The sequence below is a fragment of the Phycicoccus sp. Root101 genome, from assembly GCF_001426245.1.
Taxonomy (GTDB): Bacteria; Actinomycetota; Actinomycetes; order Actinomycetales; family Dermatophilaceae; genus Pedococcus.
The window spans coordinates 18,858-34,275 of record NZ_LMCM01000009.1 but is presented as its reverse complement, the minus strand read 5'-3'; the positions used below and the strand labels follow the sequence as shown (position 1 = coordinate 34,275).

Below are 15,418 nucleotides of genomic sequence, written 5' to 3'. Positions count from 1 at the left end.
GGCGCATGGTCAGGGGCAGGGACGGTGCCGTTGTGGTGCCCTCGTACACCGAGGTGCTTCGCGCCCCGGTGTTCCTGCCCGTCTTCATGGCCGCCACGCTGTCGACGTGGGGCGACTACATCGCCCGCATCACGATCGCCTCGGTCGTGTTCGCCTGGACCGGTTCGGCCCTCGCCACGGCGGCCACGTTCGCCGTGTCCTTGGTGCCGAGCATCCTCGGCAGGGCACTGCTGTCGCCCCTGTGCGACCGCTGGCCCGCACGGACCGTCATGGTCGGCACGCACCTCCTGCGCGCGCTGCTCGTCCTGGCCCTGATCGCGACCGTGTCGACGACCGAGTCGCTCGCGCTCGTGCTGTCGATCGTGTTCGTGCTCGAGTTCGTCGGCGGTCCGGCCATCACGGCCGGCCAGGTGCTGCTCACCGACATCTTCCCCGACCGCCGGCTCTACGCCCGCGCGTTCGGGCTGAACACCCTCGCCACCCAGATCAACCAGGCCATCGGCTTGGCCATCGGTGGTGTCATCGTCGGGGTCATCGGGGACACCCAGGCCCTCCTGCTCGACCTGGCCACCTTCGTGCTCGGTGCCGCCCTGCTCATGTGGATCACTCCGCCGAGGTCGCTGGCCGAGACCACGGAGACCCCGCTCTACAGCCTGGCCGGCGACCTGGCCCACGGCTGGCAGCAGATCCGTTCCAGCCGCGTCCTGACCATGCTGCTGCTGCTCTCGCTCGCCAGCGCCCTGGCCATCGCCGCACCCGAGGCCGTCGCCCTGCCGTACGGCACCCAGCACAGCGGCTCGTCCTCGTGGGGCGGCCTGCTCATGGCCGCGCCCATCCTCGGTGCAGTCGTCGGTGTGCTGCTCATCGCCAGGCTCCCCGCCGAGCGCCAGTTCCGGCTCGTCATGCGCCTCGCGGTGCTCATGCCGCTGCCGTTGCTCGCGACGATCTTCGAGCCGCCGCTGCCCGTGGTGTGGGTGGCGTGGTTCCTCTCGGGCGCCCTCCAGTGCTACATGCTGCCGCTCCAGTCGGCCTTCACCCTGCTGGTCCCACCCACGATGAGGGGCCGCGTGTTCGGTCTCGCGGGGGCCATGTCCGTCGGCGTGACGGGCGTCTGCTTCCTCGCGGCGGGGTGGATCTCCGAGCACACCTCGGCCGCGGCCGCGGTCGGTATCTGCGCGGTGATCACCCTCGGCGTGCTCGTACTGCTGGCTGCTCGGTGGCCCCGCGACGAGGTGGCCGACAGCATCGAGGCGACCTTCCGCCACGACGCCCGCAGCGCTGACGGGCAGGTGGACCCCGACGGCTCCACGAGCCGCCCGGGTGCGGGCGGGCTTGGCCCGGACCCGCGGGTGGGCCCCGAGGTCCCGACGGACCCGCTCATGCCACGCCAGGGCTCCGGGGGCTGAGACCGCCACAGGAGCCGCGAACGGCCCCGCCTAGACTTGGCCCCATGATGTCCACGATCGACCTGCGCGGACGCGTGCTCGGTGTCCGCGAGCTGCGCCACCTCCTGCCCCGCGCCGAGTTCGACGTCGCGGCGGCGGTCGAGACCGTCCGGCCGCTGTGCGAGGACGTGCGCCACCGCGGCGCCGAGGCCCTCTACGACCTCGGGGAGCGGTTCGACGGGGTCCGCCCCACGAGCCTGCGCGTGCCCGCCGACGTCATCGCCGCGGCCCTCGACACCCTGGCCCCGGACGTGCGGACCGCGCTCGAGGAGTCGATCCGCAGGGCGCGCATCGTCCACGAGGACCAGCGCCGCACCACCACGACGACCACGGTCGCCGAGGGTGGCACCGTCAGCGAGCGCTGGGTCCCCGTCGACCGCGTCGGCCTCTACGTGCCCGGTGGCCGTGCGGTCTACCCCTCCAGCGTCGTGATGAACGTCGTCCCCGCCCAGATCGCCGAGGTCGGCTCGCTGGCCGTCGCCAGCCCGCCCCAGCGCGAGAACACGGGCGTCTTCACCGGTTACCCCCACCCGACCGTCCTCGCCGCCTGCGCGCTGCTGGGCGTCGACGAGGTGTATGCCGTGGGTGGTGCCCAGGCGGTCGCCGCGTTCGCCTACGGGTTCACCGACGGAGAGGGCGAGGAGGCCGTCGTGGCCGAGCCCGTCAACCTCGTCACCGGCCCCGGCAACGTCTACGTCACGGCCGCCAAGCGCCTGCTCAAGGGCCTGATCGGCATCGACTCGGAGGCCGGGACCACCGAGATCGCCGTCCTCGCCGACGACTCCGCCGACCCGGTGCACGTCGCGGCCGACCTCATCAGCCAGGCCGAGCACGACCCGAACGCCGCATCGGTCCTCGTGACCGACAGCCCGGAGCTCGCCGCTGCGGTCGCCGCGGCCGTGGAGCGCCGGGTCCCGGCGACCAAGCACGCGGAGCGCGTGCGCACCGCCCTCACCGGCCCGCAGTCCGGCGTCGTCCTCGTGGACGACCTCGAGCGAGGCCTGGACGTCGTCAACGCCTACGCCGCGGAGCACCTGGAGATCCAGACGCGGGACGCGTCCTCGGTCGCCGCCCGGGTGCGCAACGCCGGCGCGGTCTTCGTCGGCCCGTACTCACCCGTGAGCCTGGGCGACTACATCGCCGGGTCCAACCACGTGCTGCCCACCGGCGGGTGCGCCTGCCACAGCAGCGGCTTGTCCGTGCAGTCCTTCCTGCGTGGCATCCACGTCGTCGACTACAGCCGGTCCGCCCTCGAGGAGGTCGCGCACCACGTCGTGACGCTCTCCCAGGCCGAGGACCTGCCCGCACACGGCGAGGCGGTCACGGCCCGCTTCGACGCATCCTGAGCGGGGCGGACGTCGTGAGCGACCTGACACCCCTCGAGGAGCTGCTGCGCCCCGACCTGCGTGGCGCGAGCCCCTACGGCGCGCCCCAGCTCGACGTGCCCGTGCGCCTCAACACCAACGAGAGCTCCTACCCGGTGCCGCCCGACGTCGTGGCCGACATCACCGCCCGCGTGGCCGCCGTGGCACCGGACCTCAACCGGTACCCAGACCGGGAGTTCACGGACCTGCGGACCGCCCTCGCGGCATACCTGTCCTCCACCACGGGGGTGGCGCTGGAGCCGGCCCAGCTGTGGGCCGGCAACGGCTCCAACGAGGTCCTCCAGCACCTCGTGCTGGCCTTCGGCGGCCCGGACCGGACGGCCCTGGGCTTCACCCCCGCCTACTCCATGCACCCGCTCATCAGCACCGGCGTGGGCACGACGTGGGTCGACGGGCTGCGAGGGCAGGGGACCGACGCACCGTTCGACCTCACCGTGGAGTCGGCGGTGGAGCAGGTGCGGGCGCACCAGCCGCACGTGGTCTTCCTCTGCTCACCGAACAACCCCACCGGCACCGCGTTGCCGCTCGACGTCGTCGAGGCCGTGTATGCCGCGGCGGAGCGGGCCGTGGTCGTCGTGGACGAGGCCTACGCCGAGTTCGCCCGCCCCGGCACCCCGAGCGCCCTGACCCTCCTCGAGGGACGACCGAGGCTCGTCGTGACGCGCACCATGAGCAAGGCGTTCGCGTTCGCGGGGGGACGGCTCGGCTACCTCGCCGCCGACCCCGCCCTCGTGGACGCGCTGCGGCTGGTGCGTCTCCCGTACCACCTGTCGGCGCCGACGCAGGCCATCGCGCTGGGGGCCCTCGCGCACGCCGACCAGATGCTCGGGACCGTCGAGGTCATCAAGGAGCAGCGCGATCGGATGGTCGCCGAGCTGGCCGCCCTCGGCTACGACCCGGTCGCCAGCGACGCCAACTTCGTGCTCTTCGGCGGACTCGTCGACGCTGCCGCGACGTGGCGCGCGCTGCTGGACCGCGGGGTGCTGGTCCGCGACGTCGGCATTCCCCACTATCTTCGTGTGACGGCCGGGACCCCGGCCGAGACGGACGCGTTCCTGGCCGCCGTGGCCGAGATCGCTGCAACAGCCACGGACAGGAGCCCGTCGTGACCGCAGGTGACCGCAGGGTCTCGCTGAGCCGCTCGACGTCCGAGTCGAGCGTCGAGCTCGAGCTGGACCTCGACGGCACGGGCGTCGCCGACGTGTCGACCGGTGTGCGGTTCTACGACCACATGCTCACCTCGTTGGCCAAGCACTCGCTGATCGACCTGCGCATCAAGGCCACGGGCGACGTCGACGTCGACGCGCACCACACCGTCGAGGACGTCGCGATCGTGCTCGGCGACGCGCTGCGGGAGGCGCTCGGCGACAAGAGCGGGATCTCCCGGTTCGGTGACGCCACCGTGCCCCTCGACGAGGCGCTGGTGCAGGCCGTCGTCGACGTCGCGGGCCGGCCCTACGTCGTCCACACCGGTGAGCCGGAAGGCCAGGCCTACGTCCTCATCGGCGGCAACTACGTCGGCTCCCTGACCCGTCACGTCTGGGAGTCCCTCGCCTACCGCGCCGGCATCGCCCTGCACGTCCGGGTGCTGTCCGGACGCGACCCCCACCACGTCGTCGAGGCGCAGTTCAAGGCGGTCGCCCGCGCGCTGCGGGCCGCGGTGGCCCGCGACCCGCGGGTGGTCGGCGTCCCCAGCGCGAAGGGCAGCCTCTCCACGTGAGCGTCCCGTGGCAGCCTGCGCGGGACTCGCGCGGACTGCTCCTGGTGCGGGCCAAGCCCGGCCCCGTGTCCGGCTGGGTCCGCAGGGGGCTCGTCGCCTGCGACGTCGTGCCGCTGGGGGAGTGGACGGCGCTGCTGCCGGCCGAGCGCTCCTCGCGCGCCCGGGCCCCGTACGACGACGCGGTCACGGTGCTCGCGGGACGGCCCGTGCCCCTGCGGCTGCGGCCGTCCATCGGGGTGTTCGTCATCGACCACCGCGCGGTGGTCAGCCTGCAGGCCAAGGGGTTCCGCGCCGGCCACCGGTGGCTGGTGTGGGAACCCGAGAACGGCCCGCTGCGCACGCCGGGACTCGACCCGGCCCGTCCGCCCGAGCTGGTGGCGGCCGCGCACAGCCGGACCAGCCCTTCCGCGGTCCACGCGGTCCTCAAGGACGGCTCCGGCGACGCTTTGCGGTACCTGCGGCGGGTCCTCGAGGTCCTGTCCCTGCCCGGCGGCGACCTGCTGGCACCGTCCGACCACCCCCGCGGACAGGTCGTCGCACCCACCGCGCAGGCGGTGGCGCGCTTCGAGTCCCGCATGGCAGAGCAGGCGCAGCACCGCGCCGAACTGGAGGAGAGCTGATGGCACACGTGGTGGTGTTCGACTACGGCAGCGGCAACGTCCGCTCCGCGGTGCGTGCCCTCGAGCACGTCGGCGCGCAGGTGACGCTGACGGGTGACCGTCGCCTCGCCCTGGAGTCCGACGGGCTGTTCGTCCCCGGTGTCGGCAACTTCCACGCGTGCATGGCCGGCCTGCGTGCCGCCGACGGGCCGCTCGTCATCGAGACCCGCCTGGCCGGGGGGCGGCCCGTCCTCGGGGTCTGCGTGGGGATGCAGGTCCTGTTCGACGGTTCCGACGAACCCACCGGCACGCCCCAGGAGGGCCTCGGGGAGTGGCCCGGCACCGTCGCCCGGCTCCGCGCCGAGGTCGTGCCGCACATGGGTTGGAGCGGGGTCGAGGCACCGGGCGACTCACGGCTGTTCTCGGGCGTCGAGTCCGAGCGCTTCTACTTCGTCCACTCGTATGCCGTGCAGGACTGGGTCCTGGAGCCGCCCACCGGCGCGTTCGCCGCGGTGGCGCCCAAGGTCACGTGGGCCGACCACGGTGGCCGCTTCGTCGCGGCCGTCGAGAACGGCCCCCTGTCGGCGACGCAGTTCCACCCCGAGAAGTCCGGGGACGCCGGGCTGGCGCTCCTCGAGAACTGGGTCCGCACCCTCTGAGGTGTCCCCCACCCTGTCGAAACAGCCTGTCCCTCAGGCAGAACAGTCACCATCGACCGACACCACTGACGCACCCCACCGACCGCCGCACGACACGTGAAGGACATCGCATGACCACGCCACGCCTCGAACTCCTGCCCGCCGTCGACGTCGCCGACGGCCAGGCCGTCCAGCTCGTGCAGGGGGTGGCCGGCACCGGTGGCCAGTTCGGCGACCCGTGGGAGGCGGCGCTCGCATGGCAGGAGCAGGGTGCCGAGTGGCTGCACCTCGTCGACCTCGACGCGGCCTTCGGGCGTGGCTCGAACCGCGACCTGCTCGCTGACATCGTCGGGCGCCTCGACATCAAGGTGGAGATGAGCGGCGGCATCCGCGACGCCGCCTCCCTCGAGGCTGCCCTGGCCACCGGCTGCTGCCGGGTCAACCTCGGGACGGCGGCGCTGGAGGACCCGGAGTGGACCGCCGCCGCGATCGCCGAGCACGGTGACCGGATCGCGGTCGGCCTCGACGTCCGGGGCACCACGTTGGCCGCACGCGGCTGGACGCAGGAGGGTGGCGACCTCTGGGAGACGCTCGAGCGGCTCGACCGCGAGGGCTGCGCGCGCTACGTCGTCACGGACGTCAACAAGGACGGCATGCTCAAGGGGCCGAACCTCGAGCTGCTGCGGGACGTCTGCGCCCGCACCGACCGCCCGGTCGTCGCCTCCGGCGGAGTCTCGACGCTGGCCGACATCGAGGCCATCCGTGGCCTGGTCGCCGACGGCGTCGAGGGTGCCATCGTGGGGTCCGCGCTCTACCGCGGGGCGTTCACGCTGCCCGACGCGCTCGACGTGGCGGGACGACCGTGAGCGGATCGACGCCCTCGCAGGACTCCGCGGGCATTCCCTTCGGCGGTCGTGAGCTGACGGGAACGGGGTTCGACGGTGACACCGGCGCCGCCGACCCGGCACTCGCGGCCGCGCTCGCCGACCCGTCCGACGAACGCGCCCTGATGGCCGCGGTGGCCGGCGCCCGGCTCCTCGTCCCCATCGTCGCCGAGCCGGTCTCGGTCGACGACAGCGGCGAGCACCTGGTCGAGAAGCAGACGGACATGGCCGCCGTGACGCTGGTCGCGCCGGACGGTGCCCGGGCCCTGCCCGTCTTCACCTCGATGGACGCGATCTCCGCCTGGGACCCGCAGGCGCGCCCCGTGCCCGTGACCGCCGCCCGCGCAGCGCAGGCCGCCGTGAGCGAACGGTGCGACGTCATCGTGGTCGACGTCGCGGGCGAGCAGCCGCTCGCCCTGCGCCCGAGCATGGTCTGGGCGCTGGCCCAGCAGCGCGAGTGGCTCCCGGCGCACGAGGACCCCCAGGTGGCGGCCGCCGTGGCGGACGCCCTGCACGAGCAGCCCGACGTGGTCGGCCACGCCCTCACCGGCGGGACGCCGGGTGAGGGCGTGCTGCGCGTCGCCCTCACGCTCGTGCCCGGCCTCCCGGCTCAGCGGGTCCAGGAGATCGCCACGGCCGTGGGGGAGCGGCTGGCGACGGACGGCGAGATCCGCGCCCGCATCGACGGGCTGGCCTTCTCGATCAGCTGAGCGGCCGCGGGTCGACGTCCTCGCCGTGCGGGGGCGCGAGCTCGGTCACGTGCACGACCGCGGACGTCGGCAGCGCTGCATACAGGTGGGGGAAGGTCTCGCCGGTCGTCGGGTTCCCGACCTCGACGACCGGCGGCTCGGCGAGCGCGTCGACGTCGATCTCCAACAGCAGCAAGGGTTCTGGCACGTCGGCGTAGAAGTTGCGGCGCACCACGGGCCACTGCTCCGCGGACGAGCAGTGGATGAACCCCTCCTGCTCCATCGTGCGTCCGCGTGTCGACTGCGTGTAGCTGCCCGAGAGCTGGGCGGCGGCCCAGTGGGCGGGTTCGGCGAGGTGGAAGATCGTCACGACGACCACGGTATGCCGCGTGCCCCGGGTGGTTCCGGGGGCACGCGGCACACGGTGTCGTGGGACTAGCTGGACGCCTGCGTGTTCGTCTCCACGATCGGGTCCTGGACGACCTTGGCGTCGTCGGCCATGCCGCCGGGGTTGTCGCCACCCAGACCGGCGCGGACGAGCTCCTCGATCTGCTTGCCCGTGTCGGCGTCGACGTTCTTCCAGTAGTCGAACGCCTTCTCGAGCACCGGCGACTTCACGCCACCGAGCAGGTGACCGGCCACGGTCTCGACGAACGACTCGCGCTGCGCGTCGTCCCAGACCTCGCGGACCAGCGTGCCGGCCTGACCGAAGTCGTCGTCCTCGGCGCGCAGCGTGTAGGCCTGGCGCACCATGGCGCCGTCGGCCTCCCAGCCGTCCTCGACCTCGCCGACCTGGTCGGCGTAGCCGCGGCCCTGGCTGTTGGGGGCGTAGACCGGGGCGTCACCGCGGTGCTCGAACGCCATCGCACCGTCCTGCGTGTAGGTGTTGAGGTTCTCCACGCGGGGACGGTTGACGGGCAGCTGCAGGTAGTTGGCGCCGATCCGGTAGCGGTGGGTGTCGGAGTAGGCGAAGGCCCGACCGAGCAGCATCTTGTCGGGGGAGAAGCCGATGCCGGGCACGACGGCCGACGGCTCGAACGCCGCCTGCTCGATCTGGGCGAAGAAGTTGTCCGGGTTCTTGTTCAGGGTCATCGTGCCGACCTTGATCAGCGGGTAGTCGCTGTGCGGCCACACCTTGGTCAGGTCGAACGGGTTGAACCGGTAGGTCTTCGCGTCCTCGTAGGGCATCGCCTGGATCGAGAGCGTCCAGCTGGGGAAGTCACCGGCCTCGATGGAGTCCCAGAGGTCGCGGCGGTGGTGGTCGGCGTCCTGCCCGGCGATGCGGGTGGCCTCCTCGCCGGTCAGTCCCTCGACGCCCTGGTTGCTGTGGAAGTGGTACTTGACCCAGTGCTTCTCACCGGCCTCGTTGATCCACAGGAACGTGTGCGACCCGTAGCCGTTCATGTGCCGGAACGTCTTCGGGATGCCGCGGTCACCCATGAGGTACGTGACCTGGTGCGCCGACTCCGGGTTGAGGCTCCAGAAGTCCCACTGCATGTGGTTGTCGCGCAGGCCCGAGCCGCCGAGGCGCTTCTGGCTGCGGATGAAGTGCGGGAACTTCATGGTGTCGCGGATGAAGAACACCGGGGTGTTGTTGCCGACGAGGTCGTAGTTGCCTTCGGGCGTGTAGAACTTCAGCGCGAACCCACGGGGGTCGCGCCACGTGTCGGGGGAGCCCTGCTCACCGGCGACCGTCGAGAAGCGCGCGAGCATCTCGACCGTCGAGCCCTGCTGGAACAGCGCGGCCTTGGTGTACCGCGAGACGTCCTCGGTGGTCTCGAACGTGCCGAACGCTCCCGAGCCCTTGGCGTGCACGTTGCGCTCGGGCACGCGCTCGCGGTTGAAGTGCGCCATCTGATTCAGGAAGTGCACGTCGTGCAGCAGGATCGGGCCGTCGGCGCCGAGGGTCAGGGAGTTGCGGTCGCTGGGGGCCGGTGCGCCGTTGTCGGTGTGGGAGCCGAGCCGGGCCTCGTCGGAGGGTGCGGTCTGGATGGACTCGCCGGTGTTCTGGGTGGTCATGGTGCTCCTCGGGATCGTTCGTTGCGGTCAGGTCGGTCAGGTTCGGGTATGGCGGGGAGCCTGCCTCCACCCTCGCCGATCCGGGCGGGGTCCGCATCCGAGGGAGCCCGGCCGCGCCGTGGGGGTGAGCTGGTCACGGACGGGGTGTACGGCCTGCTCGTCCCGGTGGGGACGTCGCGGCGTTGGCCGGGGCGCTGGACAGGGGGATGGGCGACGCAGCTCTTCGCGAGCGCCTCGGACGGGCGGCTCCTGCTTCCACCTCGGCCTACTCACGCGACCGGGTGGACGTGCTGCGGGAGGAGCGGTTGTCCGGCCGGTAGGTCGCCTGGAGGAGCCGCGTCGACACCCTTGAGCCCGGTCCCGGGTGTCAGGAGCGAAACCCATTTGGCTGGTGTCGGTCCCGACTGCGACAGTGGGGGAGTGCTCCACCGCTACCGCCGCGTCCTCGCCAGCTCCGCCCTCCGCCGGGCGCTCGTGCTGGGCTTCCTCGTGCGCATGCCGGTGTTCGCCGGAGGCATCGTCCTCACCCTCCACGTCGTGTCCGCCCTCGACCGCCCCTACGCCGCGGCCGGCCTGGTCTCGGCCGCTGCCACCATCGCCATCGCCGTGAGCGGCCCGTGGCGTGGGCGGCTGCTCGACCGGATGGGCCTGCGCCGGGTGGTCGTGCCGTCGATCGTCGTGGCCGCGGTCTGCTGGTCGATCGCGCCGTTCGTGTCGTACTGGCCGCTGCTCGTGCTGGCCTCGGTCGCCGGACTCTTCGTCATCCCCGCGTTCTCCATCATCCGGCAGGCGATCATCGTCGCCGTCCCCGAGGACGACCGCCGCACGGCCATCTCGCTCGACTCGGTGGCCGTGGAGCTGTCCTTCATGGTCGGCCCCGCACTCGGGGTCTGGGCCGCGACGGTCTGGCCGACCACGTGGGTCCTCTTCGCCATCCAGATGCTCGGCGTCGCCGCGGGCATCCTGCTGTGGGCGGCCAACCCGGTCATCCGTGAGGACGCACCGCGCGAGGTCGACGACCAGGGCGTGGCCGTCGCCGCGGCGGCCTCCGTGCCGCGCTCGTCGTGGCTGCGGCCACAGTTCATCGCCATCTGCCTGGGCGCCAGTGCGGCCACCCTCGTCCTCGGCGGCTCCGACATCGCCTTCGTCGCGGCCCTGCGTGACTTCCAGTCGCCCGGGTCGATCGGCTGGGTGCTGGCGGTCTGGGGCCTCGGGTCGCTCGTCGGCGGGCTCGTCTACGGCGGGCTGCGCCGCTCCATCTCGGCCTTCTGGCTGCTCGGGGGGCTGGCCCTGGTGACCGCACCCATGGCGCTCGCGTCCGGGGCGCCGTCGCTGGCCGTCCTCGGGTTCGTGGCGGGGCTGTTCTGCGCGCCCACCATCACCGCGACCGTCGACCAGGCGAGCCGCGTGGTCCCCGCGGACGCCCGCGGGGAGGCGATGGGCTGGCACGGGTCGTTCATGACGGCCGGAGGGGCCATGGGTGCGCCCCTGGCCGGCGTCGCCATCGACCACGTCGGGTGGGGTGCGGGGTTCCTTGTCGTCGCGGCGGCAGGGCTGGTCATCGCGCTCGTGGGAGCTGTCGCCACCTCCGGCCGCGCCCGCCGCCACCGGGCCGGACGGGCGAAGCAGTCCGCCGAGCGCGCCCGCGCCGCAGCCACCGTCTGAGCTCCCGCGCCATACCGGTCCGGCCTGGCGGCTCGGCGCCGCTCCGGCGAGGTCAGACGACGGAGCCGGTGAGCTTCTCCCCGGGACCCTGACCCGGCGCGTCGGGGATGACGGAGGCCTCGCGGAAGGCGAGCTGCAGGGACTTCAAGCCGTCGCGCAGGGGAGCGGCGTGCTGGCTGCCGAGGTCGGGGGCCGAGGCCGTGATGAGACCGGCCAGGGCGTTGATGAGGCGACGGGCCTCGTCGAGGTCGAGGTGGTCGGCGGCGTCGGGGCCCTCCGCGAGCCCGCACTTCACCGCGGCAGCGCTCATCAGGTGGATCGCCGCGGTGGTGATGACCTCGACGGCCGGCACCTCGGAGATGTCACGGGTCTGCTGCGCGAGCTGTCCGTCGTCGGCAGGGGTGGTCTCGTCGTAGCGGGAGGTGGTCGGGTGGGGATTGGGAGATTCCGTGCTCACGCTGGTAGCCTTGCAGATCGACCGGCCGTGACCACTCACGGGGTCGCCTTCGGGTGGCCACACAGGTGGGCGCGGTGTGCAAGAGAAGCAGCACCTGCTTCCACCCGCGTCGACCACTTCGGTCGCCGGGTTCCCGGGTCCACCGAGGCGTGTGCCGCGGGCGTCAGCCCGCACCGCACACGGTACTCGGGGCACCCGTGACGGAACTGGTGAGGCTTCTCGCGCGACAGCGGCGGGGAGCCTCTTCTCGTTGGGTGCGGTCGGACGATTCCCTGACCGAAGGAGCACCACCATCAGCGAGCCTCGCATCAACGACCGCATCCGGGTGCCGGAAGTGCGGTTGGTTGGCCCCAACGGAGAACAGGTCGGCATCGTGCGCGTCGAGGACGCGCTGCGGCTCGCCGCCGAGGCTGACCTCGACCTCGTCGAGGTGGCCCCGATGGCCAAGCCTCCAGTCGCCAAGCTCATGGACTTCGGCAAGTTCAAGTACGAAGCGGCACTGAAGGCGCGCGAAGCGCGTAAGAACCAGGTCAACACGGTCATCAAGGAGATCAAGCTCCGCCCGAAGATCGACCCGCACGACTACGGCACCAAGAAGGGCCACGTCGAGCGCTTCCTCAAGGGCGGCGACAAGGTCAAGGTGACGATCATGTTCCGCGGACGCGAGCAGTCGCGCCCCGAGCTGGGCTTCCGCCTCCTGCAGCGCCTCGCCGAGGACGTCATCGAGCTGGGCACGGTCGAGTCGGCCCCCAAGCAGGACGGCCGCAACATGATCATGGTGCTCGGTCCGACGAAGAAGAAGTCCGAGGCGATGGCCGAGCAGCGCCGCGCGCGCACCGCCGCCCCGGCCTCCGACGCGGACCAGGCCCAGGACGTCTCCACCGAGACGGCCGCCGAGCCCACCGCCCCCGAGGCAGAGACCACCGAGCCGGCCACCTGAGCCCGGTTCCACCCCTGCACCACCCGCACGAACGACACGGTTACACCAACAGCAAGGAGATCGGCCTCATGCCGAAGATGAAGACGCACTCCGGTGCGAAGAAGCGCTTCCGGATCACCGGCACGGGCAAGGTCATGCGCGAGCAGGCTGGCGGTCGCCACCTCCTCGAGCACAAGTCCTCGCGCTTCACGCGCTCGATCGCGAACGACGTCGAGGTGTCCAAGCCGGACTCCAAGAAGGTCAAGAAGCTCCTCGGCCGCTGAGCCGAGCCCCACCCAACCCCATTGTTTGGCCGGGCTCGACAAGCAGCCTCGCAAGCAGTTAGACAGCAAGGAGAACTCACGTGGCACGCGTGAAGCGGGCAGTCAACGCCCAGAAGAAGCGCCGGGTCGTCCTCGAGCGCGCCAGCGGTTACCGCGGACAGCGTTCGCGCCTCTACCGCAAGGCCAAGGAGCAGGTCACCCACAGCCTCGGTTACGCCTACCGTGACCGTCGGGCCAAGAAGGGCGACTTCCGTCGCCTGTGGATCCAGCGCATCAACGCCGGCGCCCGCGCCAACGGCATGACGTACAACCGCTTCATCCAGGGCCTCAAGGCTGCTGAGATCGAGGTCGACCGTCGCATGCTGGCCGAGCTGGCCGTCAACGACGAGGCTGCCTTCGCCGCCCTCGTCGAGATCTCGCGCGCGAACGTCCCGGCCGTGGCCGAGACCGCGAACGCCTGATCCAGCGCGTCACAGCACTCCACCCGAGCGCCGGGACATGCCCCAGCCGAACACCCTTCTGACCAACACCAGGTCGGACCGGGTCAAGTCGGTCAGGGCACTGTCCCGGCGCTCGGTGCGTGACCGGACCGGCCGGTTCCTCGTCGAGGGGCCGCAGTCCGTCCGCGAGGTGGTCCGCCACCACCCGGAGCTGGTCGTCGACCTGTACCTCACCCCCGACGCCGCGGAGCGGTACGTCGAGGTGGTGACGGCGGCCTCCGCTGCCGGCCTGTACGTCCACGAGGTCACCGACGAGGTGCTCGCCGCGATGAGCGAGACCCCGACCCCGCAGGGGCTCGCGGCGGTCTGCCGCACCCCGGTGGCGACCCTCGACGACGTCCTCGTGGGGTCGCCGCGGCTGCTGGTCCTGCTGACCAACGTCCGCGACCCCGGGAACGCCGGCACCGTGATCCGGGGAGCCGATGCCGCCGGGGCCGACGCAGTCCTCGTGAGCGACGCCTCGGTCGACGTCCTCTCCCCGAAGGTCGTGCGTTCCACGGCGGGCTCGCTCTTCCACCTCCCGGTCGTCACGGGGTTGCGCGTCGACGCGACGATCACCCGACTCCGGGACGCCGGGATCCGTGTCCTGGCCGCCGACGGCGCCGGCACGGTGCTGCTCCCGGACGTCGACCTCGTCCCGTCGCACGCCTGGGTCATGGGCAACGAGGCGTGGGGACTGGAGGAGGAGGTCCGGGCGCAGTGCGACGAGGTCGTGCGCGTCCCGATCTACGGAGCGGCCGAGTCGCTCAACCTGGCCATGGCTGCCACGGTCTGTGTCTACGCCTCCGCAGCGGCACAGAGGGGCTAGGGTTCCCCGCATGGACTACCGGCCCGGAGCCATCCTCGACGCCGAGCGGGCCGCCATGGCCAGCGAGGTCCTCCCCGACGGCCTCATCGCCGCCGAGGCGGACGCGAGGATCAGCTTCCTCAACCGCCGCGCGGCGAAGGTCCTCGGCATGCGTGCCCGCGACCTCGTCGGCCGCGACATCCGTGAGGCGCTCACGCTGCGCGACAGCGACGGCACCGACTGGTGGGACGTCACGGACCCGTGGCGCGGGCTCAACATCCGCACGGGCCACCGCGAGAAGTTCCTCATGCTCGAGGGTGGCCGCGAGGTCCTCGTCACCGCGAAGTACCTGCGGCCGGGGCGCAACCAGCCGGTCAACCGGGTCATCGTCATGGTCCGCGACGCCGAGGCCCGCCGCCGCCTCGAGGCCGACCACGCCGCCCTCATCTCGACCGTCGCCCACGAGCTGCGTTCACCGCTGACGTCCGTCAAGGGCTTCTCGTCGACGCTGCTGCGTCGCTGGGACCGCTTCACCGACGACCAGAAGCGCCTCATGATCGAGACGATCGAGGCAGACGCCGACCGGGTCACCCGGCTCATCACCGAGCTGCTCGACATCTCGCGCATCGACGCGGGCCGCCTGCAGATCCGCCCCCAGCCCGTCGACGTCGCCGCGGTCTACGGACGGCACGTCGAGCGCGCGGTGGCCTCCGGGCAGGACCGCGAGCGGTTCGCGATCGAGGTCCAGGACGACCTGCCCGAGGTGTGGGCGGACCCCGACCGGCTCGACCAGATCCTGTCCAACCTCATCGAGAACGCGTTCCGCCACGGCGAGGGTGTCGTCACCCTCGCGGCGAGCAAGGCCTGCGGGGACGCCCAGGAGCTGCTCGAGTCCAAGGGCCACCACCACCAGGGGATCGACCTCGTGGTGAGCGACCAGGGCAAGGGCATCCCCGACGACCACCGGGACATCGTCTTCAGCCGGTTCTGGCACGGCGCGAGCCGGGGGAGCACCGGCTTGGGCCTCTACGTCGTCAAGGGCCTGGTCGAGGCGCACGGTGGCCAGGTGCAGGTGGAGTCGGCCCCCGGCGGTGGGGCGCAGTTCCGCCTGAGCCTGCCGTCGGAGCCGCCGGACTACCTCGCGTGAGCGCGTCAGCCGCCCACGGAACCCGGTTGCGTGGCCACGCGGTCCTGGGTCAGGCTGGTGCCATGACCCGTCTCGCCGAGCGATTTACCGCGCCTTCGGACGCGGTCGCACGGCTGCGCTGAGGGCACCCACCGCGGACGGTCCCGTCCCGCGCGCGCCGGCTCGGCGCCATACCCGTATGCGGGGTGGCCACCACCGAGCCCCCGCTCCGCCCCGCGCCTGCTCGCCGCCACCGAAGGCGCAACCCAGCCCCCAACCCAACACCGGGGACGCCGTCGTG

General features: G+C 72.1%; 17 protein-coding genes. 14 read left to right on the top strand and 3 right to left on the bottom strand.

The annotated features are described in order from the left end of the window. The first annotated feature begins 5 nt into the window (after window positions 1-5). The 8 genes from ASC58_RS14925 to ASC58_RS14890 all read left to right on the top strand — a co-directional run bounded on the left by ASC58_RS14925 (window position 6) and on the right by ASC58_RS14890 (window position 7,381). A complete protein-coding gene (locus ASC58_RS14925; protein ID WP_082553353.1) occupies window positions 6-1,406 on the top strand; it encodes an MFS transporter in 1,401 nt (466 codons plus the stop codon). A 44-nt stretch (window positions 1,407-1,450) separates the two neighbouring features. Further along, window positions 1,451-2,791, top strand: a complete 1,341-nt coding sequence (gene hisD / locus ASC58_RS14920; RefSeq protein WP_056919869.1) for a histidinol dehydrogenase — start codon at window positions 1,451-1,453, stop codon at window positions 2,789-2,791. A 23-nt stretch (window positions 2,792-2,814) separates the two neighbouring features. Next, window positions 2,815-3,939 carry a histidinol-phosphate transaminase gene (locus tag ASC58_RS14915; protein ID WP_056920102.1) on the top strand — a complete coding sequence of 375 codons (1,125 nt, stop codon included), beginning with the start codon at window positions 2,815-2,817 and terminating at the stop codon, window positions 3,937-3,939. Then, window positions 3,936-4,550, top strand: coding sequence for an imidazoleglycerol-phosphate dehydratase HisB (hisB, locus tag ASC58_RS14910; RefSeq protein ID WP_056919868.1), 615 nt, complete (start codon window positions 3,936-3,938; stop codon window positions 4,548-4,550). The genes ASC58_RS14915 and hisB overlap by 4 nt, the downstream gene beginning before the upstream one ends. Next, window positions 4,547-5,170 carry a hypothetical protein gene (locus ASC58_RS14905; RefSeq protein ID WP_056919867.1) on the top strand — a complete coding sequence of 208 codons (624 nt, stop codon included), beginning with the start codon at window positions 4,547-4,549 and terminating at the stop codon, window positions 5,168-5,170. Before hisB ends, ASC58_RS14905 begins: the two co-directional genes overlap by 4 nt. Continuing rightward, complete coding sequence (gene hisH, locus ASC58_RS14900) at window positions 5,170-5,808, top strand: imidazole glycerol phosphate synthase subunit HisH (protein WP_056917519.1); 639 nt, start codon at window positions 5,170-5,172, stop codon at window positions 5,806-5,808. The genes ASC58_RS14905 and hisH overlap by 1 nt, the downstream gene beginning before the upstream one ends. Window positions 5,809-5,918: 110 nt before the next feature. Then, window positions 5,919-6,653, top strand: coding sequence for a bifunctional 1-(5-phosphoribosyl)-5-((5-phosphoribosylamino)methylideneamino)imidazole-4-carboxamide isomerase/phosphoribosylanthranilate isomerase PriA (priA, locus tag ASC58_RS14895; protein ID WP_056919866.1), 735 nt, complete (start codon window positions 5,919-5,921; stop codon window positions 6,651-6,653). Next, window positions 6,650-7,381: an SseB family protein gene (locus ASC58_RS14890; RefSeq protein WP_056917517.1), complete on the top strand. Its 732-nt coding sequence runs from the start codon at window positions 6,650-6,652 to the stop codon at window positions 7,379-7,381. The genes priA and ASC58_RS14890 overlap by 4 nt, the downstream gene beginning before the upstream one ends. Here the strand turns inward: ASC58_RS14890 and ASC58_RS14885 are convergent. Beyond that, window positions 7,374-7,730: a DUF952 domain-containing protein gene (locus ASC58_RS14885; RefSeq protein ID WP_056917857.1), complete on the bottom strand. Its 357-nt coding sequence runs from the start codon at window positions 7,728-7,730 to the stop codon at window positions 7,374-7,376. The genes ASC58_RS14890 and ASC58_RS14885 overlap by 8 nt on opposite strands. A 65-nt stretch (window positions 7,731-7,795) precedes the next feature. Further along, entirely contained in the window at window positions 7,796-9,379 is a 1,584-nt protein-coding gene (locus ASC58_RS14880) for a catalase (RefSeq protein ID WP_200947839.1), read from the bottom strand. A 420-nt stretch (window positions 9,380-9,799) separates the two neighbouring features. On the opposite strand from ASC58_RS14880, the gene ASC58_RS14875 reads away from it, so the two are divergent. Next, window positions 9,800-11,044 carry an MFS transporter gene (locus tag ASC58_RS14875; RefSeq protein ID WP_056919865.1) on the top strand — a complete coding sequence of 415 codons (1,245 nt, stop codon included), beginning with the start codon at window positions 9,800-9,802 and terminating at the stop codon, window positions 11,042-11,044. 52 nt (window positions 11,045-11,096) lie between these two features. On the opposite strand, the gene ASC58_RS14870 is transcribed toward ASC58_RS14875, so the two are convergent. Then, on the bottom strand, window positions 11,097-11,501 hold the full coding sequence (locus ASC58_RS14870) for a DUF1844 domain-containing protein (protein ID WP_056917515.1): 405 nt from the start codon (window positions 11,499-11,501) through the stop codon (window positions 11,097-11,099). A gap of 325 nt (window positions 11,502-11,826) precedes the next feature. Here ASC58_RS14870 and infC point away from each other — a divergent pair, with 325 nt between their 5' ends. The 5 genes from infC (at window position 11,827) to ASC58_RS14845 (ending at window position 15,138) form a co-directional block, all read left to right on the top strand. Then, on the top strand, window positions 11,827-12,441 hold the full coding sequence (infC, locus tag ASC58_RS14865) for a translation initiation factor IF-3 (RefSeq protein WP_369796242.1): 615 nt from the start codon (window positions 11,827-11,829) through the stop codon (window positions 12,439-12,441). Window positions 12,442-12,509: 68 nt separating this feature from the next. Beyond that, on the top strand, window positions 12,510-12,704 hold the full coding sequence (gene rpmI / locus ASC58_RS14860; RefSeq protein WP_056917513.1) for a 50S ribosomal protein L35: 195 nt from the start codon (window positions 12,510-12,512) through the stop codon (window positions 12,702-12,704). A gap of 80 nt (window positions 12,705-12,784) precedes the next feature. Then, window positions 12,785-13,165 carry a 50S ribosomal protein L20 gene (gene rplT / locus ASC58_RS14855; RefSeq protein ID WP_056917512.1) on the top strand — a complete coding sequence of 127 codons (381 nt, stop codon included), beginning with the start codon at window positions 12,785-12,787 and terminating at the stop codon, window positions 13,163-13,165. A gap of 37 nt (window positions 13,166-13,202) precedes the next feature. Further along, entirely contained in the window at window positions 13,203-14,012 is an 810-nt protein-coding gene (locus ASC58_RS14850; protein ID WP_056919863.1) for an RNA methyltransferase, read from the top strand. A 10-nt stretch (window positions 14,013-14,022) separates the two neighbouring features. Next, complete coding sequence (locus tag ASC58_RS14845) at window positions 14,023-15,138, top strand: ATP-binding protein (protein WP_056917510.1); 1,116 nt, start codon at window positions 14,023-14,025, stop codon at window positions 15,136-15,138. The last annotated feature ends 280 nt before the right edge of the window (window positions 15,139-15,418 follow it).